This window comes from Bremerella sp. P1, assembly GCF_028748185.1.
In the GTDB taxonomy this organism is placed as follows: Bacteria; Planctomycetota; Planctomycetia; order Pirellulales; family Pirellulaceae; genus Bremerella.
Map to the genome: position 1 here is coordinate 3,923,919 of NZ_CP118164.1, position 22,901 is coordinate 3,946,819.

Sequence of the window (22,901 nt, forward strand, 5' to 3'; positions counted from 1 at the left end):
ATGCCTGCCCTTGCGTGAGATCAGATCTTGCCGATGGGATTACGGCGAAGGGGTACTGGCGAACGCGGTCATGACCCGTTCCACCGTTTCGACGAGCTGATCAAGTCGGAACGGCTTATAGAGAACCGCGTTGGGCAGAAGACCTGCCTGGCGAGCCTTGACGATCGAGTGACCAGGGTCGTAGCCAAATCCCGTCATCAGGATCATCGGGACGGGGGTGATGATACTGCCCAGTTGGACCATCAACTGATGCCCCGACATATCTGGCAGATGGACGTCACTGATGATGACATCGTATCCCGTGGAATGCAGTCCTGCGCGGACCATGCAAAGTGCCTCTGCACCATCGTGGGCTGTTTCTACGTCACAACCATAGCGATCCAGCAAGGCATGAGCGGCGCTTCGGACCGATTCGTCCGCATCTGCCACCAGCACGCGAGCCGATTTGAGCAGTGGTCGCTGCTCTTGCTTGGCCGAAGCAGGAACAGCTTTGGCAGGCGTCATCTTTTCGCCGACGCGTTGAATCACGCGTTTGATGTCGCGACTGTTCTGAATGATGTTCTTCAGTTTCTCGACCACTTCCTCATCGTGCCCGATGTAACGCTGCATGACGTTCACGGCATCGTTCAGGATTTCGTCGATTGGCAAAGCGACGGCACTATGAATGGCTTCGACGCTCGCTTGAGCCGTATTCGCCTGTTGGGCGACAAGAAGCTCGAGCGTATTCAGTGCGACGGCCAGGTCGCGACAGAAGATCTCGAGGAACTGCAAGTCACTGTTCGTGAAGGCCCGTGGTTCCGGACTTTCGACGTTGAAAGATCCAATGACCTGGTCGTGCAGCAAAAGTGGCACGGTCAGCGAGCTCTTCGCTCCTTTGAAGCCTTCCAGGTAGAGCGGGTCTTTGCTGGTGTCTTCGCAGAGATAGCTCTTGCCTGTCGACGCGACAAAGCCGGTCACGCCGTTGTTGGTGCTTTGAGCATACAGTTCACGTTCGGCTGCTTCCTTATCGATCCCGACAGAAAGGAGCGGAACGAGTTCTCCGGTACGCTGATCCAGAAGTCGGATTTCGATGACGTCGAAGCTGAGCAAATCCTTGGTGTAGTGCAGGATATTGCTCTTGAGCAGTTCGATCCGTTCGGAAACCTCCATATTGAAGATTTCTTCGGTCGTCAGGTCGGCCAATTCCATCCCAGCTCGGTGGATGGCATCTAGCTTTTGTCGCTGAATGACTTCATCGGTAACGTCGCGGACGGTAACGATGAGGTTATTCGGCGGACTGTTTGGTACCAGTACTGGGGCCGCGTGTACATGGAAGTAACGATTGTCTTCCGTGCGAAGCGTCGACCCGCTCGCCTCCCCGGTGGTCATGGCCGTGTGGAAAGGACAATAGTCGGGGCCAAGGATCTCGGGACTGTTGAGTGCCGCGTAGAAATTCTGGCCAACCAAATCACCTCGATTGGCCCAACGCTGCAAACAGGAATTCACCCATTGAATGGTGTTTTCCCGGTCGAGCATGGCAACACCATCCGGCATGCCATCTAGAATGTGCTCGTTCTCGAGCAAGTTGCTGATACGGCTTGCAACCTCTTGATGCGAGGTCGTGATGAACAAACCGCTGTAGGGGTCATTTCGAAGTTTGGCAATTACGCGAAGTGGGCTATTCACTTCCGTGACTTCAAAATCCTGGCGAAGTTCCTCAACAACAATGGAATCGTTGTTCGAATCGCACAGGCACAGGATTTTGGGTTTCGCCGCCAACCCCAAGACTCCTCACAAATATGCTTTCGCGGTAATCGGCTCAGTGAATTATACGTTCAACTTTGCCGTGTACAATTTACTGCCCGTCTACTACGCATTCGGCGTTCTAATGGGCAAAAATTAGCCAACACGCAAAGTTTGCCAAAATTCAACCGCCCGCGAGGTTATTCATAATGCTTATTCCGAAACTAGGAAAACCCAATCTTGAAATAATTCGGTTTGCCTCATCGAAATTTCATCGAGAAGTTTAAATGCAACTTCCCAAGTTTCTTATTGTTACCATTATCTAAGGTAATGGAAGCATCGTCGTCTAAAAACTCATAAAAACCAAGCAAATGCGGATGCCCGCTCGGGTTGATGAAATGAGAGAATTCAAGCGATTTTTCTTACCGCGATGCAGTAGACGCTTGGTTAGACGCATCTAGCGAGAGAGAAATTCCCGACTTGGCGAAGGTCGGATTCCAGGCTTGAAGAAGCTTGAGGCCAATAAATCCCCCTAGATGCTCATCGGAGGGTTCTAGAACGATAACTGATACATCATGGAGAGTTGCGGACCCCATTCGCATTCGGGGAAGTTTGCCCGTTCGGGCCTTTGTTTCTTTGCCGCACGGAAGTGTCACCGTTTCGGGACCAGTTAAATTCCGCAAGCCGACCGTATAGGCCATGTTGGAAGTCAGAATTAACCGATTGTCTTTCGGACAGATGGTAAGAACGGTCGGAAACTGGTCGCTCAGTACGACGCCGACACGCTTTTGATCCCCCTGGAGGTACATCGGGACGTCATCAAAATTAATCGATGCGCGGGCTTTGCGAACAGCTTGATCAACTTGCTCGACGCGGAAGAGTGGCCCGATGCTGATATCGGGATGTTCTTCCCGCCAAGTTTGAGTTGTATCGGACAGTTTCTGATAGGCCTGATTTATCTGCGTCGATTCGTCTTCGAGGCGGACTGCCAGGACAGATGCCTGTTGGTGCATCAGGGTTAGCGATTCCAACATCGCACGCATATGCGGTTGGGCACCGAAACGCTTGGGATCTACTCCATCTCGGAGTTCCCGGCTGGCCTGTTTCAGTTGATCGACTTGCTTCTGGACCTTCTTCTCTTCGTCGGTACCAACCGCCGAACGTCGCATGATGATGGCGATCTGGTCGATCAATTTTGACGTCGCTTGTTGCTTTTGCCACCTAAGTGCGTTGTCGGTTACGGCAAGGTCGATCTGGCGACGCAGGGGAATGATACGTTTGACGATATCTTCCAGTGCGTCCATATCCCGCTTCAAAGTAAGTTCCTCGGTGAGGACCCACTTCGAGCCGAATTTCTCAAATCCATTTTCAGATAGCTGCGTGGGAAGTTCGGCACCGACAGATTGCTGGACAGTCATGCCAAATAGGCATACCCCAAGCAGGAAAAGCATAGCCTGACGACGCGCGTTGGACCGCTCCATGAGAACCACGAGCTTAGGATGAGTGGAAAAGGAATCGGGGGAGAAATCCTTGGCAGTCCCCCGTAAGTCCTTAAGTTTGCAAAGTAGAGCGATTTCTTGCAAACGATTCGTGGAAAAAAGATTTGGCGCTAACCACCCGATATTACGGGAAGACCGACTCGATCTCGCCTAGCAGGGCATCTTCTGCCTTGCTCGTACGGTTGCCGAATCGCCCCAAAACATCTCCCACAGCGGTCGCAACGGCGTTGGAGCGGTTCATGATGCTGAGTTTCAGATCCGCAACTTGTTGAGGTGTCATTTGGGCCATGACGGCCTGAATATATTTTTTCCAGACTGCGAAGCCGTCTTCCGTCGGGCCTTCGACAAGCCAGTGGTTGAGAACCTCGAAGCCTGGATCACCTGGCTTCATGTTCCATTCACTAGCCATCTTCATAATCAAGTCGCGTTCTTCAAGATTCAGCACGCTGTCCGCATAGGCAACGCAAACCATTGGGTACATCGTCAACGCCGCCATGCTGTGGGCCGTAATACCCAGGTCCATCAGACTCTGGACAAGATCTTTGTCGTCGATCCCGATGGCTTTGGAGAGCTCTTCCAACTGCTCGTCATGTTTGATTTGTTCCCGCAATTTCGCCAGAAGCTCTTCGTTTTCTGCGGCGAACATGGAATCTAACATGTGCTGAAAGTCAGACTCATTGAACTGATGATGAGGTTGTTCCGTCACGGGAAAATCCTTGGTCGCACGAGGGTGAAACTACGGTGTTGTAAGCCTTTTTAAGACTCACTTCATTGTAATGATTTGCCCAGTCCAAAACCAGAATGGTGGCTCAAGTTCCGATATAGCGAGCATGTAACGATCGGGCTTCTGCCGGGTCATTTGTTCCATGCACAATACAGCGTCCGTCACCAAACAGGGTGAACGCATGCTCGCCGATATTGGCTCGTAGCAAGTAGGGATTCGCCTCGACGGTACCCAGCGGCTTTAGCTTTTCGGCAAACGCCGAAAGATCAATCGCGTTGTTTTCCGGAAAACTTAACTGAACCGCATCTCGGCCGCAGAGCACTGCCCATTGGCTCCCCTTCTGACCGGCAAGCCAGGCGAAGTCGCGCTGGCCACACGCCGGGCACTCCGAGTTGTCTCTTAAGCCATCTAGTTTCACCGGTCGAACCCGATTCTCCCACAGGTCGAACACGGTCAACGATCGGCTGACTTGTGCGGTATGGCCGCTAAGAATCTTGATGGCTTCCATGCTTTCGATCGACGCGATGACACCAATGATCGGAGCAAGGATGCCTGCCGTATCGCACGTTGGCGTCGTGCCGGGCGGAGGTGATTCAGGAACAACACACCGCAGGCATGGAGTTTTCCCGGGAACGATGGTCATCGTCTGTCCCTCGGCACCGATGCATCCACCATAGATCCAAGGGATGCCCAACTCCAACGAGGCATCGTTGAGCAAGAAACGGATCTCGAAGTTGTCGGTGCCATCGACAATAACATCCACTCCGTCGCACAGCTGGCGGATATTGCGATGATCGACATCGGCGATTTCCGCTTCGATGTTGATATCCGCGTTGGCAGCCTCCAGGTGATTCTTCGCCGCGATCGCTTTGGGAAGACGCAGCCGAACGTCCTCTTCGTTGTAGATGACCTGCCGCTGCAGATTGTTCCACTCGACAAAGTCGCGGTCGACGATCCGTAGGGTTCCGACCCCGCTACGAGCCAAGGTATTGGCAATGACGGAGCCAAGCGCACCGAGACCAACGACTAATGCCGTCGACTGCGAAAGCTTTTCCTGTCCCTCGCGTCCGAAGCGGGAGTAGCTCATTTGGCGAGCATATCGGGCAAAGGGATCTTGCGGCTGCTTAGTCATAAAGATGCTTTCGGAAGAAGCCATAGGCCTGCGTAATCCGCACCGTGGTCGAGATCAGCTTGGAATCGATCGCACTTGGCACGTAGCTCGGCGGGCGAGCGATCCTCTATATCACATTCTCGCGTCGCGACCACTGGAAGTCGACGATCCGGTTTCCAGCCTGTGGAGAGTAACGTTTCAGGAACGGCAATAAACCGTGCCCAGTCCGCTGCTTGCCCTGGGACTTTCTGAAGCGCGCCGAGCAAGACGTGCGAGTGTGCCGCGTCACGGTGATTTGCATCGCAGTCGTCGGGCAGGAGAATCATCGTGACGGATACGTGGGCACTCAGTCGAGAGATCTGTTCTGCCAAGTGTTCCCTCTTCACGTGAGTCGCATCGATGATCATTGGCGAGCCAATCGCATCAGCCTTCGCTAAGAGTGCTGACGGTGGCGGCGGCAGAATCGTTGTCATTCCCTGGTCGTGCGGCAACTCTTCCTGGGGTAGCTGGTCAAACTGAGGAATTGCCGCAGCGCGTGCTACCCACCGTCGATCCTCCCAGTAGAAGCTATCCCCTTTGATCCGCACGTCACGTAGACCAATCGTCGAAGCAATTCCGCTCAGGCCACCCAGTTCATAGAGAGCGGGCATCCGAGGAGACCATAGGACCGGTTCAAGGATGGTTGCCTTCCACGCGTCATGCTCGCGCAGTTTTGACGGAGCGAACGGAAATCTCGTCGTCAGAGTCTTGCCGCGCGAACTGAAAGGACCTTCTAAGAACGCGCTGGTATCAAGCGTAATTCCATGGCGTTCTGGAAAGCACCAGATCTCGGCCTTGATAGCCGAGGTGCTTCCCTGAATGAGCATCTCGGTGTCTCCCATGTTGGTCATGAGGGTGATGGTCCGATTACGCCTTCAGGTTCTTCAGTGCCGCCGCAAGATGCTTGCCGGTTATCGAATCCGGGTTGGCGGCGATCTCCTCAGGCGAGCCCATGGCAACCACATTCCCTCCTTCGTCGGCTGCCCCTGGGCCCAGGTCGATGATGTAGTCGGCCGCCATCATCACATGGATGTTGTGCTCGACGACGATCAGCGAGTGGCCGATTTGCAGAAGATTCTCGAAGCAATCCAGCAGCTGCACGATGTCGGCGAAGTGCAGGCCGGTGGTTGGTTCGTCCATCAGGAACAGCGTGCGAGCCTTTTTGGTGGTCGCCAGGTTACCGGCCAGCTTCAGTCGTTGGGCTTCCCCGCTGGAAAGCGTATTGGCTGGTTGACCAAGGCGAAGGTAGTCGAGGCCCACTTCGTTGAGCAGGTTCAGTTTCCCTTGCACCTTGGGCTGCCCGCGGAAGAAGACGAAGGCCTCGCGAACGGTCATGTTCAGCACGTCGGCAATGCTTTTGCCGCGGTAGGTGATCTCCAGGACTTCCTTCTTGTACCGCTGTCCTTTGCACTCAGGACACTTGACGTAGACATCGGCCATGAATTGCATATCAATGGCGATGTGACCGTCCCCATTGCAGCTTTCGCACCGGCCACCTTGGACGTTAAAGCTGAAATGACTGGCGGTCAGGTTTCGGGTTCGGGCCTGCATCGTCCCGGCAAAGACGTTGCGGATTTCGTCGAACGCCTTGATATAGGTAACCGGGTTCGATCGCGGCGAACGTCCGATGGGCCCCTGATCAACCAGGACGACATCGTCAATTTGGCCATCGCCGAAGACATCGTCGTAAGGCAGGCTCTGGATATTCTCTTTCTTCTTACGTCGACACAGTGCCGGGTAAAGGGTTTGATCGACGAGCGAACTTTTGCCTGCCCCGGAAACGCCTGTGACAACCGTTAAAACGCCGAGCGGGAATTCGACTTCCAGGTTCTTGAGGTTATTGCCGCGTGCCCCCTTCAGGCGAACACGGCCATGTGTTGCCGTACGACGGTCGCGTTTGCGGACCACGCTGCGGTGACCGGAGAGGAACTCGCCGGTGAGACTATCTTCGTCCCCTTCGATTTCGGAAGGAGATCCTTGGAACATGATCTCTCCGCCCCGCTCCCCTGCCCCGGGGCCGAACTCGACGATTTGATCGGCGGCGCGAATCAGCGTCTCTTCGTGCTCAACGACAACCACCGTATTGCCGCGGTTTCGCAGGTCGACAATCGCTTCGTTAAGCCGGGTAATATCGCTTGGGTGAAGTCCGGCCGTGGGTTCGTCGAGCACGTACAGCATATTCACCAGGCTCGATCCGAGCGTACTAGTGAGGGTAACCCGCTGGGCCTCTCCTCCACTGAGCGTGCGTAGCGAGCGATCCAGCGCCAGGTAACCCAGGCCGACGATGCACAGGTACTCCAGGCGAGCAAGTACTTGCGGTAGCACTTGGCGGCAAAGGGCACTCTCGTAGGCACTCAGGTTTAATTGGCGGAAGTGCTCCAAGGCGTCCACGATCTTCATCGAGGAGATCTCGGCGATGTTCTTTCCGTTGACGCGAACGGCCAGAGCCTCAGGACGGAGACGGGTTCCCAGGCAAGACTCGCACATACGAAAGCTTCGCCAGCGACTAAGGAATACCCGCATGTGCATCTTGTACTTGCGGCGCTCGAGCCAGGCAAAGAAACCTTTCAGGCCTCCGAATTCGCGCTCCGGTACGCCTTCAATGATCAAGTTGACCTGATCTTCGGTCAAATCACGATAAGGCGCGTTGATGGGAATGTCGTAGTCGGGAGCCAACGCGATCAGCTCTTCCAACTCGTGTTTATAGGCAGGCGTATTCCACGGCGCGATGGCCCCTTCGGCAATCGACTTGCGACGATCAGGGACAATCAGGTCCATGTCCATGTCGATGATGTTGCCGAAGCCTTCGCACTCGGGGCAGGCACCCAAGGGGCTGTTGAAGTTGAACAGCCGCGGGTCTGGCTCGATGAATTCCAGGTTGCATGCTTCGCAGCGAAGTTGACTGCTGTAGCGGAGGCTTTGCCAAGTCGTGCCATCAATTTCGACAGCACTTCCCTGCCCTTTTAGTTCGCCTTCTTCTTGCGGCTGGAGCAGAATCTCGCAGACTCCGTCCCCATGCGCGAAACCGGTTTCCAGCGATTCCCGGAGACGTTCAATCTTGAGCGATTCGAGCGTCAGGCGGTCGACCACCACTGATATCGATTCACCGGTTTCAAGTCGCTTGCTGAGGGCTTCGTCTTGTTCTGGGGTCAAGGAAACGGTTTGCCCGGCAACGATGGCCCGGACGAAGCCATCTTCACGCAATTGCTCGATGACTCCTTCGTATTCGTCACTTTCGCAGGCAACAGGAAATGCGACCATCATCCGGCCGCTTCCCCCTGCCCCACAGATGTGATCCGCGACGCGGCCCGGTGTGTCTTTGGTAATTGGCTGGTCACAGCTAGGGCAAATGATGTTGCCGATCTTGCTGAAAAGTAGCCGAAGGTAATCGGTCGTTTCGGTTGCCGTCCCCACCGTAGAGCGGCTGGAACGCGTATCGTTCACCTTCGTCACCGCCAGGGCCGGAGGAATATTGTCGATCCGGTCCGCCTCGGGCTTTTCCAATCGATCGAGGAATTGCCGGGTGTACGCAGAGAAGCTTTCGATATATCGGCGCTGTCCCTCGGCGTAGAGCGTATCGAGGGCCATACTGGTCTTACCGCTCCCACTCACTCCGCAGAAGACGATCAGCTGGCGGTGTGGAATGTCGAGATCCACCTTTTTCAGGTTATGAACTTCGACCCCTCGGGCTTCAATCTGCAGTGTCGACAAGGTTCGCCTTTCTTCTGGACGGGATCCATCATGGCAAATGAATTTTTCATGGTAACGAGAATGTTGATGCGAGAATACCAGGGGGAGGACTGTCCACTTGTTCAGGCCTTGGGGGTGGGATAAGTTTTCTTTCTACCGAGTACCCGTGTTTCACAGGGAGTCAATTGGCTATGAAGATTCAGAACATCGATCAAGGCGATTCGATGAAAGTCGAGATGGACGGTGTCGCTGGCTGCCAGGTAAAGCAGCTGATCAGCCAGCAGGATGGTGCCCCGCTGTTCGCGATGCGGCAGTTTGAAGTCGCCCCGGGAGGCTACACACCGCACCATCATCATCCCTATGAGCACGAGGTTTACGTGATCGCTGGGGAAGGCGTCATTTTGGAAAATGACTCGCCACGACCGATCAAAGCCGGGGATGCCATTCTGGTTGAGCCAGACGAAATTCACCAATTTCGCAATACGGGAACTTCGCCGCTGAAGTTTCTATGCTTGGTTCCCAACGCGGCCAACAACGCCCAATTTCCCCCTGAGTGCCAGGATTAGCTCAGCCTTGTGGTCGCGGTCTCTCGAGTCCCAATCTCCGCTGGAACGAATAAGGAAATCTTTTCATGTCAGTCGAAACGGATATCCAAAAGCTGCGTGATAAGATCCGCTACCATGATCGAAAGTACTACGTCGAAGCCAGCCCCGAGATTACGGATCTTGAGTACGACAAGCTTCTTAACCGGTTAAAGGAGCTTGAGTCAAAGCATCCGGAACTGATCACGCCTGACAGTCCGACGCAGCGGATTGGCGATGCCCCCGTTCCGCACCTGGAGCAATACGAGCATCGTATTCCGATGCTTTCGATCGACAACACCTACAGCCTCGAAGAACTGAAGAAGTACGGGGAGCGAATCAATAAGCTGCTTCCCGACGAAAAGATTGCCTGGGTTGTCGAGCTGAAGATTGACGGCGTGGCCGTATCCATTTTGTACGAGGATGGCGTACTGACGCGGGCACTGACGCGGGGTAATGGGACCGTTGGGGACGATATCACGCATAACGTTCGCACGATCGGCGATGTACCGCTCAAGCTGTCCGGGGATAGCGTTCCGCCGGTACTGGAGGTTCGCGGCGAAATCTACATGACCAACGCCGACCTGGTGAAGCTGAACGAGAAGCAGGCCGAAGCAGGGCAGCCGGCCTATAAGAATACCCGCAATGTAACGGCCGGAACGATTCGATTGCTTGACCCACGGATTGCCGCAGAGCGCAATTTGCGGGTCTTTTGCCATGGCGTCGGATATGCCGAAGGGCTCAAGGCTACCTCGCATACCGAATTCTTACAGGAATTGAACTCTTACGGGCTTCCAGCGACACCCTTTGTGAAGTCGTTTGTCGACTTTGATTCCGCGATTGAGTACTGTCAGGAGTTGATCGAGTCGCTGCATGAACTGGAGTTTGAGGTCGATGGACTCGTCCTGAAAGTCGATCGATTCGAGCAGCGCGAACGTCTGGGGTCAACATCGAAGAGCCCTCGCTGGCTGATCGCCTACAAGTTCGAGAAATACGAAGCGACAACCAAGGTCAATAACATCGAGGTCCAGGTCGGCAAGACGGGAGCCATCACACCCGTGGCGATTTTGGAACCGGTCGAACTGGCCGAGACAACCGTTTCTCGGGCAAGTCTGCATAACGCGGAAGAGATCGAACGGAAGGATGTTCGAATTGGCGATGTGGTGGTCGTCGAGAAGGCAGGCAAGATCATCCCGCACATCGTGCGTACCGAAAAGCACGAGCGAAAACAGGACCTTCCCCCCTTCCCTTTCCCGACGAAGTGCCCCTCGTGCGGCACGCCGGTGGTTAAGGACGAAGGAGGCGTCTATATCCGCTGCCCCAACTGGCAAGGTTGTTCCGCTCAGATCAAGGAACGCATTCGCTACTTTGCTACGCGAAATGCAATGGACATCGAAGGCCTGGGCGACAAGCTGGTCGACATGCTGGTCGACGAGAAGCTGGTGAAGACCTATGGCGATTTGTATCGTCTCACGTCCGAAGAGATCGCTGCCCTGCCCCGCATGGGCAAGAAGTCTGGCGACAAGCTAGTTGCCGCGGCAGTCGAAAGTAAATCGCGCGGACTTGGTCGGCTTCTGAATGCACTTTCTATTCGACACGTCGGTGCCCGAGGAGCAGAGCGTTTGGCCATGCACTTCGGGACGATCGATAAATTGATGGAAGCATCGGAAGAAGAGATCGGCGAAATCGAAGACATCGGGGACGTAATCGCCAAGAGTGTCCGGGAGTTTTTCCATAGCGAGTTTGGAAAAGAGACCATTGAAGATCTCCGCGGCGTAGGAATTTCAATGGAAACCGCCCAGCGAGGCGAAGATGCCGGACCAGCCGTCTTCGACGGGATGACGTTCGTTGTCACAGGCACACTCGAGAAATACACACGTGACGAAATCGAGGAACTGATTCGTGCCCGCGGAGGAAAGGCATCCGGAAGCGTCTCGAAAAAGACGAGTTACGTCGTGGCTGGGGAAAAGGCAGGCAGTAAGCTGGAGAAAGCTCAGGCCCTGGGAGTTAGCGTTCTGAACGAGCAGCAGTTCGCCAATCTTTTAGCAGAAAAAGACGCTGCTGCGGCCACCTGAGCCCAGGCGAACTGGGTTGGTTTCAAACCCGGCGATTTGTTATCGTCACTTCCAGTTAATGGAACAACCGTCGGTTTACTGGCAGAAATTGCCGTGAACTGAGATGCTAGCGTCGCAAGGATGCGTCAAATGCGAGTTTGTGGATTCTCTATTCTGAGAGACGGGGTACGGTTCGGGTACCCGTTTGTTGAGAGCATTAAATCGGTACTACCACTGGTCGACCGGTTCGTCATTCAAGTCGGTGATTGCTCCGACAACTCTCTGGAAGTTTTGAAAGCGATCGACGATCCGAAGATCGATATCGAAATTACGCCATGGGACCCGGCGATGCGAAAGGCTGGCGAAGTGCTGGCCTACCAGACGAATCTAGCGATGGACCGCTGCGACGGCGATTGGTTCTTCTATATCCAAGCCGATGAAGTGATCCACGAGGCCGATTACCCTGTCATTCGTCAGGCGATGGAAGACAACTGGCACAAGCCGTGGGTCGATGGTATTCGCTTTCGATACTTACATTTCCGAGGCGATTACAGCATTCGGGATCCACTGGGTTACCGGCGGCAAGTCCGGATCGTACGCAACGATCCCCAGATTCGCAGCGTCGGCGATGCCTGCGGTTTTGGAAAGAACGGTCACCGATTGCGTTCCAGCCTGATCAATGCCCGTGTGTTTCACTACGGCTATGTCCGTCCTCCCAAGGCGATGGCGGAAAAGGCTGCCCAGTTTCAGCAGTTCTACGTCTTCGACAAGAAGGGCAATCAGGTCACCAAGATTAAGGATCGCCCATTGGAAGAAGTGGACGAATACATCTACGACATGCAGTCGTGTGTTCCGTACAAGGGGACGCATCCCGCTTTGATGGCCGATCGAATCGAGGCCAAAGATTGGGAAACGCCTGATTTCAAGCATGTTCCGCTGTGGCGTAACAAATTCTGGTGGCATGGCCGGCTGAAGAAGGCGATTCCCCAGATCTTCAACCCCAAGCAGCCGCGCGTCGACGAGGGCTCGCCGAAGTTAGAGCCGACCACCACCTCTGTGCAACCGGAAACCCGGGCCAAAGCGGCCTAGCGCCGATCACTTCGCCACGGAGCAAGAGCTGCTCATTCCGAAGACGCCGGGGCGACCGTGAAGTGACAAGAAAAAGTAAAAGGCCATCCAAGTTGGATGGCCTTTTTGTTTCGCAGTGCTGTGAACGACTTGGGTCGACTACTTCGACGAAGGTTCGATGTCTTTCAGCGAACGTCCTAGTCGCTTTCGGCTGCCGCCTCGCGTGCCGCTACCGGAGCTGGACGAGTTGCTAATCTTCTGGGTCTTGGCATTTTGCAGGAAGCCCAGCATGTTGTTGTCGGAACCTTCGGCTTCGGTTGGCATTCCGATTTCTTCCACGGCGTCCGAAACGCCTAGCAAGACAGCCGACTTGACTCCGTTACGCATCCATTCGAAGAAATTGAAGTTATTGCTCATTATCCAATTACCTTTTCTTACCGCCCGAGACTTACGTGGGTGCGGAAAGTAGCAGGATGGCTGGGGTGGGTCCAGATCAAAACGGACGCTGGTAATCCTAGGAGTAGTTCATTCGCTACAACCGGAACCACCCTTCATGAAATTAAACTGGGCAATCTGAAAAGACCTGCATGCTTGCATAAAGGCTGACGATAACCACTGCTATCGTACGGAAACGATTAGCAAATCTTGGATGAATGCTGGCCGCAGGAGGCAGGTGGACGATGAGCGACGCGTATCGCAATCATGATGGGGAAGAACACGCTTACGAACCTTACAGTTGGGGTTCTTTCGCTTTCGGGATCATTCTAGGCGTGGTCCTGGTCTATGTCTTTGCCGTTCGACCTTCGGAAGAACAACTTCACGATCTCAACATTCGCGTCTCGCGTCTGGATCGATCGGTCGAAAAGCTCAGCAAAGCCGCTTCCACGGTGAGTGGTACGAATGATCTGTTGGCTTCCCTGGAAGAACAAAAGATGCTGACGCAACGCGTGAGCGCCGTCAACGATCAACTCCTGGCTCAATTCCAACGGTTGACTTCGATGGAACTCGCCATGCATGAGGCTGAAGTTACCCTCGATCGGATTTCGAGTCTCCATGATCGTGTAGCCAGCCAGTACCCTGCTGCGATTCAGGCAGAACATGCGTTCAATCAATCTGCCAATCTGCACTCGCAGCTGATTCTGGCTCAGGGCGACGTTCGCAAGGCGAAACTGACCCTCGCCGACCTGGTGAACCTGCAAGATCGACTCGTCTTGCAAGCACAGCAAGCGAAGCAGGCGGACCTGGTTCTGCAAAATGTTTTTGCCATGCAGGAAGAACTGGTCGAAGGGCAATCTCGCACGAAAAAGGCCCGACAAGTTGCTAACGACATGATCCAGATTGAAGCCGACTTGATCTGCCAGATGGGAGATTCCCAATTTGCGGTTCAATCTTTGGAGCAACTTCTGACGATGCAAAAACAATTGAATCGCGCCGGATTAGATATGGAGGAAGCGCAGTCCAACGTGGGGGAGCTCCTCGCTCGACTTGGAACCCCGACGCCAGCTTCGTCTCCGTACTCGCCAGTCAATCCGTGGAAAGTGATTCAGAGCCTGACCAGCCAAGTGAGCCAGCAGCGACTGTTGCCGATGAACCCGTCGGAATTGCATCGCTTAGCGGAGCACTTGACCCAGGGTGCACCCCCTGTTGTTGCCGACCTTGTCGCACCCAGTGCTGCGAAGGTCCGCTAAAGCGATTGATACGTCGACTGCGTCGATAGGCTCACCCCAGACAATTGCAGTTTGATACGGCGGCACGGAGGTCATAAGTCCTTGTACGCCAGCATTAAGAGCGTCCCCTGCTGCTCGCAGCTCGGGACGCTCTTTTTTTTTGTCGGATGCTCGTTCGTTGCGCTAACGATTGGTATTGGCAATAGGTAGGAATTTCCTTATATGACTCCTTTCGGTAATTGCCCACCTAGGAGTCCGACAAGGAAGTTCCCCGAATGGGATGGTTCTCTCCACATTCGATCTTGCTCATATCCCTGGCCGCGTTGTTGACGCTAGCGTCGCACTCGCGCGCAGAGGACAAAGCTTCATTCGACGGGATCGGGCTGAGCTACTTCGAGCAGACCCCGACCGAGAAATCAGACGCAGAATTTGTTCACTACCTGATGCCTGAGGATGACGTACAGTCCTCGCTGACATCGGTTTTGGAACTGCCTCCTCTTCCTGAACTTCCCAAGCCAGAGGAAGCGAAGCCTGCGGAGCCCAAACCGGAAGAGGTCGAGAAACCGAAAGAGGCTAAGAAAGACGAGAAGGCGAAAGAAGAGAAACCCAAGGAAGAAGAGGAAGACACCTACGGTTATCTCGAATACGTTCCGTATGGTCAGTACTACCACGTCGATTACTGGTTGGGACAAGCCAAGTGGAAAAACAGTGCTGAGCTTGGGCTCAATGGCCAAACCGGTAATACCGAATCCAACAGCTTGCGCGTTGGTGCCAAAATTAAACGAGAAGGGGAAGGTACCATCTTCTCTGCTGATATCCGACACCTTCGTACGAGCGATGAAGACGGGCTAACGCAGAACAACGCCTACGTGAAACACAAGCTGGAATGGCCGTTGAAGATTCACAAGAACTGGTCTGTGTTCGAGAAAACCGACATCGAGTACGATGAGTTCAAAGCCTTCGACATGCGGTTGGTGTTCAACGGCGGTGTGAGCTACAAGCCATATAAGACAGATGCGACGGATTGGACGTTGTCTGTCGGTTCTGGTTTTTCGCAGGAATACGGTAGTCCTCAGAAGGGGATTATTCCCGAAGCGACGCTTGGCTCTGAGCTAACGCATCAGATTACCGAAAAGCAGTCGTTTCAGATCAAATTTGAATTCTTCCCTGCATTTGAAGCAAATCAGGGCTACCGTAGCGTAACCGATGCGAGCTATACGATTGCGCTGGATCATGGGCTTTCGCTGAAGCTTAGTGCCGAAGATCGTTACGATAGTACGCCCAATAATCGCAAAAGAAACGACCTGGATTACGCCTGTTTGCTGATCTGGCAATTCTAATCGGGGCGATATATCACTTAGCGCATTGCCCTGCGGGTTGGTCTATACTGGGGAGAATTCGGAACGCGTTTCTCGTCCCCAACACGATCTACCTCGGAGCCCTCCTCGATGCGTACCCTATCGCTGTCCTGGTCTTGTCTGCTTCTGTTTGTTCTTTCCGCTTCTGTCTTCGCGGACGACACCAAGTTAAAGGCCTTGATCGTTGATGGTCAAAACAATCATGGTGTCTGGCCTAAAACGACGCAGATGATGAAGTCGTATCTCGAAGGTTCAGGCAAGTTCACCGTCGACGTGGAAACCACCGGAAAGAAGTCTACCGAAGGGTTTGCCCCCAGTTTCAAAGACTATGACGTCGTCATCAGTAATTACAACGGGCAACGCTGGCCGGCGGCTACGGATGAAGCCTTTGTCGAATACGTGAAAAACGGCGGTGGCTTTGTCGTCGTTCACGCGGCGAACAATGCGTTTGGCAATTGGGAAGAGTACAACCGCATTATCGGTCTAGGTGGTTGGGGCGGACGCAATGCTAAAAGCGGCCCGTATGTCTATTTTAACGAGGACCAGGATCTCGTCCGCGATAAGTCCGAAGGCAACGGAGGTCACCACGGGCGGCAGCATCCATTCCAGGTTGTTGTGCGTGACTCGGATCATCCAATCACTTCCGGCATGCCCAAGTCGTGGATGCATACCCAGGACGAACTGTACGATAAGCTTCGTGGCCCAGCCGAAAACATGAAAGTGCTTGCCACGGCCTATGCCGATCCAGCTACCGGTGGAAGTGGCCGACACGAACCGATGATCATGACTATCGACTACGGCAAGGGACGCATCTTCCACACGCCGATGGGCCACGCTGATTATTCGATGGAATGCGTCGGCTTCATCACGACACTGCTTCGCGGAACGGAATGGGCTGCGACTGGCAAAGTGACGGAAGCGATTCCGAGCGATTTTCCCGAACCTAATGCGGAGTCAAAGCGTCCGTACGAAGCGGAAAAGAACTAGCCGCTCGATTAGTAAGTCGGCATGCTTGGGTCGATATCCTGGGCCCAGGCATGAATGCCGCCAGCCATATTCTGCACCTTGGGGAATCCTTGTTGACGCAGCCACTGCGTGACTCGCATACTGCGTCCACCATGGTGGCAATGCACGACAATGTGCCGCTGACGGTGAGATTCCAGTTCGCCCAGGCGATCCTGAATCTCGCTCATGGGAATGAGCGTCGAACCGTCGATACGGACCAGGTCGAATTCATTCTGTTCTCGGCAATCCAGCAGGACGAAATCGGCGTTCTGGTTTTTCAGTTCCTGGACATCGAGACAGGTCGTTTCGATCGGTAGGCTGGTTTCTTCAGACATTTCTTTTTCCTGGCTGTTGAAAGTTGGCGTACCGACGAATCTAAAGGATCAAGCCGTCCATCGTCCAGTAGGACGTAATCTGATAAGTTGATTGGTTTACCGGACGCGCGTCTTTCTTAACCAGTATGCCGATGAGCATGAATCTCGAAGCAACCCGAACTTTCTCGATCGAAATCATCCAAACGCTTCAGGCAGCCGGGTTTCAGGCACTCTGGGCAGGGGGGTGTGTGCGGGACTTGCTACTGGGAAAGCCGTCGAAGGACTTTGATGTCGCCACCAACGCCACCCCAGACCAGGTTCGCGATGTCTTCGGCCATGATCGGACCCTGCCGATCGGAGCTTCGTTCGGGGTCATTACCGTTCAAGGGGGAAAACGCCGCGGCCAGGTCGAAGTTGCCACGTTTCGGACCGATCTGGGATATTCCGATGGTCGACGGCCTGATGATGTTCGCTTCAGCAGTGCCGAGGAAGATGCTCAGCGGCGCGACTTCACCATCAATGGAATGTTCTACGATCCCATCCATAAGAAGGTGCTCGACTATGTCGGGGGACAACGCGATCTGAAGAATCGTCTCGTCCGCAGTATCGGGAACCCTTACAAGCGATTTGAAGAAGATAAGCTGCGAATGCTCAGAGCGGTTCGATTCAGCTCGACTTTCGCCTTTGATCTGGAAATGCAGACGCAGCATGCCGTTCGAGAGTATGCCAGCCATATTCATGTCGTCAGTGCGGAAAGAATCGCGGCCGAGATGCGGCGGATGCTGACCGACGAACGTCGTATGATTGCCGTGCGTATGCTGCGAGACCTCACCTTGCTGCACGAAATTTTGCCGGAAGCAGATTCCACGGTCGGCCACGCGTTGCGGTGGAGCGAGACATACCACTCCCTCGAACGTTTGCCGGTAGGTGACTTTCGGGTGGCAATGGCGCTACTACTAAGATATGCGTGCCAGGACAGTCTGCTTAACGGCAAGCCGCTCAAGCCCATCTATCCAGCTGACGAGGTATGTCGTCGTTGGAAATTGACCAACGACGAGGCCAAAATCATTCAATGGTTGTTGCGATATGAGCACACGATTCGCCACGCAGATCAGGTTGCCTGGCCAAAGCTTCAGCGGTTACTCATTGCAGATCCGGCACCACTTTTGATTGCCATGGGGTACGCCGTGCAGCGAGCCCGTGACAATTCGACGGTTGGTGTAGAGCATGCCGAGTCATGCCTGAGCCTTCCTGAGGAAGAATTGAATCCCGACCCGCTCCTTTCCGGTAGCGACCTGATAAAGGCCGGTTTCACACCCGGCCCGCAGTTCCATCGCGTGCTCGAGACAATTCGCGATGAGCAGTTGGAGAAGCGCCTGAACACGACAGACGAAGCCTTGGCTTTTGCCAAAGCAAATTGGGAATAAGAGCGACGCTCACCTACGACAAACGCAACACAGAACAGACGACTGAAGGACAACTCAATGGACTTGCTGCTGGAATTGATCATTCGCTGGGCCCATATCCTACCGGCCATCATCCTGGTTGGTGGCACGCTCTACATGGTCTTCGCCTTGCATCCCGCGATGCAGGCCACCGAGTTCGACGAAAAGGCGGAACTGAAGTCCGCTATCCGGGCGCGGTGGGCCAAGGTGGTGATGATCTGTGCCGGCATCGTAGTGCTTAGCGGGATTGCGTCACTTGTCCTCCAGGCCACCACCTACGATTTTCCCCAGAAGTATTACCATCCGGTCGCGGGAATGAAGTTCTTGTTGGCCTTGGCAATCCTCTACATCGCCAGTTTGCTGACAGGGCGTAGCAAGAATGCGGAGAAGTTTCGCGAGAAGGAGGCTTTCTGGTTGAAGCTCAATGCCTCGCTGGCGGTCATCCTGGTTCTGATGGCCGGCACGCTACGAGTGGCCGAACGCGAGCCCAAAAGTGCCGATTCTGCTGATTCTGCGGACCCAACCCCTTCCCTGGAACAGCCAAGCGGCGAGAATTCTTAACGTTCGGGGGGAAAGCGACTAAGATGGAGTCACACCGGTGGCTGCCATCATGGACGCTATTGGTGACGAATTTCCCCCCTTCGACGATAGGTATGCCTGCCATGTCCGACCGAAACGAGGCCTTGGCCGTTTTGAAGCAAGCTCGCGATGCCCTTCTGGCTCGTATGACGGAAGCGATTCTCGAACAAGCCGAAGAGATCGTTGCCGATGCGGAAGGACACTCGTTCCTCAGCGAGATCGAAACGCTGTACGACCAGATGGGAAATAAACTGGCTCATCTGAATCAGATGATCTCTAATCTGCCGGCCGAGCCGCAACCCCAAGAGGACGCTTTCGCGTACGATCGGGAAGATCACGCGGAAGAAGCACCAAAGCCACGTTTGCCGCATTTCCCAGTCGCAGCGCAAGCGGAAATCGAACTTTCGCCAAGCAGCGTCCAGCGCGAAGACTTGATCGGGCTTCCCGCTCCTGGCGTTAGTCAGCCAAAGGCCCCGGCTTTCGCTCGTTTTGTTTCCCACATCGAACAAGGCGAAACCGATCAGGCGGGAGATGTGATCGCTCAAATCTTAGGGCTATCCCCTTTTAGTGGCATAAAGTGCGCTGAAACATTCGCTGCCCGGTACGAATGTGATACGGCCGTCGTCGTCAAGGCAATGCGTATTCGGCAGGAGCTTACCCAGCACCGTTTCAACGATGCGTTGATGCTGATGCACGAGTGCTTCGGGCTTCAGGGAATTGAAGCGATGATTGCCCTGCAAAAGATGCGTGAGATCATTGCCGCTCCCTCGAGCAGCTAGTACAACACAACCTTTTCATCAAACGAAACTTGGGAGTCTTCATGGATAAGAAGCAAAAGAAGCGTCTCGATATTCTGCAGAAGAAGATGCAAACCTTGAATCAGAAGCTGGCTGGCGTCAAGGAACAAGCGGACGAGCCCGGCGAGGTGGAAGCGGTCGAACAGGAAATTGCCAAGACACGGGCAGAAATCGAAAAGATCAAAGCTTCCTAAAAAGATTCGCATCTCACGCGGCGGTTGCTTAAACTGCTAGTCACCTCTCGTCCCTCCTTTTCCCTCCCTCAGGACGATCACTGTGATGCGACGTACTCGAGTCTTCTCCATGGCAGGCACATCTTTCGTGCTTGCTTTTGTGTTGTTTTCCATTGCCAACGCCCAGGATGCCGTTCGCGTCCTTCCGCCAGGACAGATTCCTGACGATGCCCGTCTGGCTCCACCCAAGGACCTGGAAGGGTACTTCCCGTTCTCGCCCCCAGCGAGTGCCGCCCAATGGAACGTTCGGGCAGAAGAAGTTCGCACTCAACTGAAAGTCGCGTTGGGACTTTGGCCCATGCCACCAAAGACCCCATTGAACTACGAAGTGGTCGGTCGTCGCGAGTTCGAGGACTACGCGGTATCGAATGTGCGATTCGAGAGCGTACCGGGTCTGTTTGTTACCGGGAATCTTTATGAACCACTAGGGAAGGAAGGCCCTTTTCCCGGAGTCCTTTGTCCGCATGGACATTGGGCAAACGGGCGGTACTATGTTGCCGATGCCAAGGCCCTGAAAGAACAGCTTGAAAGCGGCGCAGAAACTGACCCGGTAGCGGCCGAAAATCCGATTCAGGCTCGCTCCGTCCATTTGGCACGGATGGGATGTGTCGTGTTTCAAGTTGATATGCTCGGCTATGCCGATAGTCAGCAACTGTCGTTCGACTTGGTTCACAAGTTTGGCAAGCAGCGTCCCGAAATGAACACGAATGAGCGTTGGGGGTTCTTCAGTCCTCAGGCCGAATCGCATTTGCAATCGGTCATGGGCCTGCAGATCTGGAACTGCATCCGTTCGCTCGATGTACTCGAAAGTCTATCGAGTGTCGACAAGTCCCGCCTGGCCATTACCGGTGCCAGTGGCGGAGCGACGCAAACGATGTTGGTTGCGGCCATTGATCCTCGCGTTGCTGTCTCTTTTCCGGCGGTCATGGTTTCGACTGCGATGCAGGGAGGTTGCACGTGCGAGAACTGTTCGCTCCTTCGAGTCGGAACAGGCAATGTTGAATTCGCGGCGCTCTTCGCTCCCAAGCCTCAGGGACTCACGTCGGCCGATGACTGGACGGTCGAATTTGAAACTAAAGGGTTTCCAGACCTGAAGAAACTATATGGTTTGCTGGACGCCGAAGACCAGGTTCAACTCACCGCGCGAACCGAGTTTAAGCACAACTACAACGCCATCGCTCGCAAAGCGATGTATGAGTTGTTCAACAAGCAGTTCGATCTAAATGCGTCGACTGAGGAGAGACCATTTCAGCGGCTTGGCATCGAAGAACTCTCCGTTTGGACCGATGAGAATCGGCCATCCTACGAACCAGAGTTTGAACGAGATCTACTTGGGACGTTAACGAAACAGTCGGAAGAACAGATCCAGCCGCTGCTTTCGGGCGACGCGGCAGCTTTCGGCAAGTACCGTCAGATGGTGAATGCGGCATTGGAAGTCATCGTGGGATGGCACCAGCCTGCCGCGGATCAGCTAGATTTTGACGTAAAGAATAAGCAGCAGCAGGAAGATTTCCTGATGATTGCCGGCTTGTTGCATAACGAGAAGAACAAGTCCCAATTGCCGGCTCTCTTTCTTTATCCCAATGAGAATTGGAATGGTCATACCGTGCTTTGGCTATCCAAAGATGGAAAGTCAGGCGTATTCGACGAGGGAGGGCGGCTCAAGTCGGAAGTCGCCAAGCTGGTATCCTCGGGGATCTCGGTTGCCTCGATCGATATGATCTACCAGGGGGAGTTTCTGCCCGATGGTCAGCCTTTTCAGGAAACACCGCGGGTCGAGAATAAACGAGAAGCTGCGGCTTACACGCTTGGGTATAACCGCTCGATCGCGGTCGAGCGTGTTCACGATATTCTGGCCATGGCAGCGTTCATGCGCGGCCACGACCGTCAGCCGAAATCGATCGGCCTGGTCGCCCTCGATCCAAATATGGCTGCACTGGGTAGTGTCGCACTTGCCACCCAGTCCGATGCGTTCGATTTCGGTGTCCTGAAGACCGATGGTTTTCGGTTTGGTCACGTCGATTCGATCCGTTCGCCAGATCTAATACCAGGTGGCGCGAAGTACGGAGATGTGCCCGGCTTCCTGGCAATGGCATCACCTATGCTTCTGCGAGTGATGGGCGAAGACAAGGCGAGCGAAAAACCTGTACGCTTGGCCTACGAACGAGAAGGGAAGCAAGCGATGCTTACCGACACGGACTCGGACGTATCGCCAGTCGATTGGATCATGAATCAGCTAAGTGCTGTGGCTACTCAGTAGTCATTACGCCACAAAACAGCGGGCCTGGTATGCTCATCGTGCGGCTATATCGCGTTCCGTACGACGAGGACGCCTTGGCGTGCCGTGTCCATTGGACTTCACCGCTTTGATCGACCAGTCCAATGGCATCGATCTCATTCCATCCGCTGACACGCTTAGAAGCGAGGTAGACCTTCACCTTGTTGGTTTGCCAGATCGTTCCGAGTGGGATCTTCGAGACGCCCCCGCCGGAGCCTTGCGGAGTTGGGTCGGTTCCTCGCCAAACGGTGACTTCGTTTCCCAGAGGTGTGAACACCGACACCTTGTGGACAGCACCTGGGTTGTACGTCTCGTGGATGCGCAACTCAGCAGGGCTCACTTCCTCTTCAAACTCGGCAATGATCCACTCATCCTGTCCATCGGCTGACGCCGAAGCCCACGCAGTGCTGTAGTCACCGAAGTTGGGCGTATCGGGTTCTCCGAATAGCTGCTCGATGCCCCAAGAGACCTTCACGCCGCGAACTTGGGCAAGTTCAACCTCCAGATCGACAATTCGGTCTGACAAGTCGTTTCGATCCCGTTGCCAGGCAATCGCGACACTCGCCAGAAGGACGAGCAGGAGCAGGGTACTTATTCGGAGTTGAAACCAACTCCAGCTAAACACCGGCCAAGCCATCCGAATCGAGAAACCTGCCAGTGGCGACCCCACGTGAAATCGATACGTCTTCCAGCGAGCCATGACATCTATCCCCCAAAATGTGGTGACGACGCTTGTT

General features: G+C 54.4%; 20 protein-coding genes. 11 read left to right on the forward strand and 9 right to left on the reverse strand.

Features of this window, described 5'->3' with window-relative positions:
- Positions 1-39 precede the first annotated feature (39 nt).
- The 6 genes from PSR63_RS16475 to uvrA all read right to left on the reverse strand — a co-directional run bounded on the left by PSR63_RS16475 (position 40) and on the right by uvrA (position 8,806).
- Complete coding sequence (locus tag PSR63_RS16475; protein ID WP_274326771.1) at positions 40-1,758, reverse strand: hybrid sensor histidine kinase/response regulator; 1,719 nt, start codon at positions 1,756-1,758, stop codon at positions 40-42.
- A 386-nt stretch (positions 1,759-2,144) separates the two neighbouring features.
- Positions 2,145-3,140 (reverse strand): hypothetical protein, encoded by a 996-nt coding sequence (locus PSR63_RS16480; protein ID WP_274326772.1) that lies wholly within the window; start codon positions 3,138-3,140, stop codon positions 2,145-2,147.
- A 205-nt stretch (positions 3,141-3,345) separates the two neighbouring features.
- On the reverse strand, positions 3,346-3,927 hold the full coding sequence (locus PSR63_RS16485) for a hypothetical protein (RefSeq protein ID WP_274326773.1): 582 nt from the start codon (positions 3,925-3,927) through the stop codon (positions 3,346-3,348).
- 103 nt (positions 3,928-4,030) lie between these two features.
- On the reverse strand, positions 4,031-5,101 hold the full coding sequence (locus PSR63_RS16490) for a ThiF family adenylyltransferase (RefSeq protein WP_274326774.1): 1,071 nt from the start codon (positions 5,099-5,101) through the stop codon (positions 4,031-4,033).
- Positions 5,074-5,946 carry a hypothetical protein gene (locus PSR63_RS16495; protein ID WP_274326775.1) on the reverse strand — a complete coding sequence of 291 codons (873 nt, stop codon included), beginning with the start codon at positions 5,944-5,946 and terminating at the stop codon, positions 5,074-5,076. Before PSR63_RS16495 ends, PSR63_RS16490 begins: the two co-directional genes overlap by 28 nt.
- A gap of 16 nt (positions 5,947-5,962) precedes the next feature.
- Positions 5,963-8,806, reverse strand: coding sequence for an excinuclease ABC subunit UvrA (uvrA, locus tag PSR63_RS16500; protein WP_274326776.1), 2,844 nt, complete (start codon positions 8,804-8,806; stop codon positions 5,963-5,965).
- A gap of 170 nt (positions 8,807-8,976) precedes the next feature.
- On the opposite strand from uvrA, the gene PSR63_RS16505 reads away from it, so the two are divergent.
- From PSR63_RS16505 to PSR63_RS16515, 3 genes are all read left to right on the forward strand, one after another.
- Positions 8,977-9,351 (forward strand): cupin domain-containing protein, encoded by a 375-nt coding sequence (locus PSR63_RS16505; protein ID WP_274326777.1) that lies wholly within the window; start codon positions 8,977-8,979, stop codon positions 9,349-9,351.
- A 65-nt stretch (positions 9,352-9,416) separates the two neighbouring features.
- A complete protein-coding gene (gene ligA, locus PSR63_RS16510) occupies positions 9,417-11,441 on the forward strand; it encodes an NAD-dependent DNA ligase LigA (RefSeq protein WP_274326778.1) in 2,025 nt (674 codons plus the stop codon).
- A 129-nt stretch (positions 11,442-11,570) separates the two neighbouring features.
- Complete coding sequence (locus PSR63_RS16515) at positions 11,571-12,509, forward strand: hypothetical protein (RefSeq protein ID WP_274326779.1); 939 nt, start codon at positions 11,571-11,573, stop codon at positions 12,507-12,509.
- Positions 12,510-12,647: 138 nt separating this feature from the next.
- Here the strand turns inward: PSR63_RS16515 and PSR63_RS16520 are convergent, their stop codons facing one another.
- Positions 12,648-12,905, reverse strand: a complete 258-nt coding sequence (locus PSR63_RS16520; RefSeq protein ID WP_274326780.1) for a hypothetical protein — start codon at positions 12,903-12,905, stop codon at positions 12,648-12,650.
- Positions 12,906-13,168: 263 nt separating this feature from the next.
- On the opposite strand from PSR63_RS16520, the gene PSR63_RS16525 reads away from it, so the two are divergent.
- The 3 genes from PSR63_RS16525 to PSR63_RS16535 all read left to right on the forward strand — a co-directional run bounded on the left by PSR63_RS16525 (position 13,169) and on the right by PSR63_RS16535 (position 16,500).
- Positions 13,169-14,176 carry a hypothetical protein gene (locus PSR63_RS16525; protein ID WP_274326781.1) on the forward strand — a complete coding sequence of 336 codons (1,008 nt, stop codon included), beginning with the start codon at positions 13,169-13,171 and terminating at the stop codon, positions 14,174-14,176.
- 254 nt (positions 14,177-14,430) lie between these two features.
- Positions 14,431-15,495 carry a DUF481 domain-containing protein gene (locus PSR63_RS16530; protein ID WP_274326782.1) on the forward strand — a complete coding sequence of 355 codons (1,065 nt, stop codon included), beginning with the start codon at positions 14,431-14,433 and terminating at the stop codon, positions 15,493-15,495.
- Between the two features lie 108 nt (positions 15,496-15,603).
- Positions 15,604-16,500, forward strand: a complete 897-nt coding sequence (locus PSR63_RS16535) for a ThuA domain-containing protein (RefSeq protein ID WP_274326783.1) — start codon at positions 15,604-15,606, stop codon at positions 16,498-16,500.
- Positions 16,501-16,508: 8 nt separating this feature from the next.
- Here the strand turns inward: PSR63_RS16535 and PSR63_RS16540 are convergent, their stop codons facing one another.
- Positions 16,509-16,853, reverse strand: a complete 345-nt coding sequence (locus PSR63_RS16540; protein WP_274326784.1) for a rhodanese-like domain-containing protein — start codon at positions 16,851-16,853, stop codon at positions 16,509-16,511.
- Between the two features lie 131 nt (positions 16,854-16,984).
- Between PSR63_RS16540 and PSR63_RS16545 the strand changes: the two genes are divergently transcribed.
- The 5 genes from PSR63_RS16545 (at position 16,985) to PSR63_RS16565 (ending at position 22,146) form a co-directional block, all read left to right on the forward strand.
- Positions 16,985-18,259, forward strand: a complete 1,275-nt coding sequence (locus PSR63_RS16545; protein ID WP_274326785.1) for a CCA tRNA nucleotidyltransferase — start codon at positions 16,985-16,987, stop codon at positions 18,257-18,259.
- A gap of 57 nt (positions 18,260-18,316) precedes the next feature.
- Positions 18,317-18,838, forward strand: coding sequence for a hypothetical protein (locus PSR63_RS16550; protein ID WP_274326786.1), 522 nt, complete (start codon positions 18,317-18,319; stop codon positions 18,836-18,838).
- A 101-nt stretch (positions 18,839-18,939) separates the two neighbouring features.
- Positions 18,940-19,635: a hypothetical protein gene (locus tag PSR63_RS16555; protein WP_274326787.1), complete on the forward strand. Its 696-nt coding sequence runs from the start codon at positions 18,940-18,942 to the stop codon at positions 19,633-19,635.
- Between the two features lie 41 nt (positions 19,636-19,676).
- Complete coding sequence (locus PSR63_RS16560) at positions 19,677-19,847, forward strand: hypothetical protein (protein ID WP_274326788.1); 171 nt, start codon at positions 19,677-19,679, stop codon at positions 19,845-19,847.
- 85 nt (positions 19,848-19,932) lie between these two features.
- A complete protein-coding gene (locus tag PSR63_RS16565) occupies positions 19,933-22,146 on the forward strand; it encodes an alpha/beta hydrolase family protein (protein ID WP_274326789.1) in 2,214 nt (737 codons plus the stop codon).
- Here PSR63_RS16565 and PSR63_RS16570 read toward each other — a convergent pair.
- Positions 22,136-22,864 carry a hypothetical protein gene (locus tag PSR63_RS16570; RefSeq protein ID WP_274326790.1) on the reverse strand — a complete coding sequence of 243 codons (729 nt, stop codon included), beginning with the start codon at positions 22,862-22,864 and terminating at the stop codon, positions 22,136-22,138. The two genes, PSR63_RS16565 and PSR63_RS16570, sit on opposite strands and share 11 nt — an antisense overlap.
- Positions 22,865-22,901: the final 37 nt, after the last annotated feature.

Excerpts from the sequence above, each read along its gene's own strand:
- ligA (WP_274326778.1), top strand. The coding sequence starts at position 9,417 with ATGTCAGTCGAAACGGATATCCAAAAGCTGCGTGATAAGATCCGCTAC.
- PSR63_RS16520 (WP_274326780.1), bottom strand. The coding sequence starts at position 12,905 with ATGAGCAATAACTTCAATTTCTTCGAATGGATGCGTAACGGAGTCAAG.
- PSR63_RS16490 (WP_274326774.1), bottom strand. The coding sequence starts at position 5,101 with ATGGCTTCTTCCGAAAGCATCTTTATGACTAAGCAGCCGCAAGATCCC.
- PSR63_RS16550 (WP_274326786.1), top strand. The coding sequence starts at position 18,317 with ATGGACTTGCTGCTGGAATTGATCATTCGCTGGGCCCATATCCTACCG.
- PSR63_RS16555 (WP_274326787.1), top strand. The coding sequence starts at position 18,940 with ATGTCCGACCGAAACGAGGCCTTGGCCGTTTTGAAGCAAGCTCGCGAT.
- PSR63_RS16525 (WP_274326781.1), top strand. The coding sequence starts at position 13,169 with ATGAGCGACGCGTATCGCAATCATGATGGGGAAGAACACGCTTACGAA.
- PSR63_RS16560 (WP_274326788.1), top strand. The coding sequence starts at position 19,677 with ATGGATAAGAAGCAAAAGAAGCGTCTCGATATTCTGCAGAAGAAGATG.
- PSR63_RS16540 (WP_274326784.1), bottom strand. The coding sequence starts at position 16,853 with ATGTCTGAAGAAACCAGCCTACCGATCGAAACGACCTGTCTCGATGTC.
- PSR63_RS16535 (WP_274326783.1), top strand. The coding sequence starts at position 15,604 with ATGCGTACCCTATCGCTGTCCTGGTCTTGTCTGCTTCTGTTTGTTCTT.
- PSR63_RS16495 (WP_274326775.1), bottom strand. The coding sequence starts at position 5,946 with ATGACCAACATGGGAGACACCGAGATGCTCATTCAGGGAAGCACCTCG.
- PSR63_RS16570 (WP_274326790.1), bottom strand. The coding sequence starts at position 22,864 with ATGGCTCGCTGGAAGACGTATCGATTTCACGTGGGGTCGCCACTGGCA.
- PSR63_RS16480 (WP_274326772.1), bottom strand. The coding sequence starts at position 3,140 with ATGACTGTCCAGCAATCTGTCGGTGCCGAACTTCCCACGCAGCTATCT.
- PSR63_RS16565 (WP_274326789.1), top strand. The coding sequence starts at position 19,933 with ATGCGACGTACTCGAGTCTTCTCCATGGCAGGCACATCTTTCGTGCTT.
- PSR63_RS16545 (WP_274326785.1), top strand. The coding sequence starts at position 16,985 with ATGAGCATGAATCTCGAAGCAACCCGAACTTTCTCGATCGAAATCATC.
- PSR63_RS16505 (WP_274326777.1), top strand. The coding sequence starts at position 8,977 with ATGAAGATTCAGAACATCGATCAAGGCGATTCGATGAAAGTCGAGATG.
- PSR63_RS16515 (WP_274326779.1), top strand. The coding sequence starts at position 11,571 with ATGCGAGTTTGTGGATTCTCTATTCTGAGAGACGGGGTACGGTTCGGG.
- PSR63_RS16530 (WP_274326782.1), top strand. The coding sequence starts at position 14,431 with ATGGGATGGTTCTCTCCACATTCGATCTTGCTCATATCCCTGGCCGCG.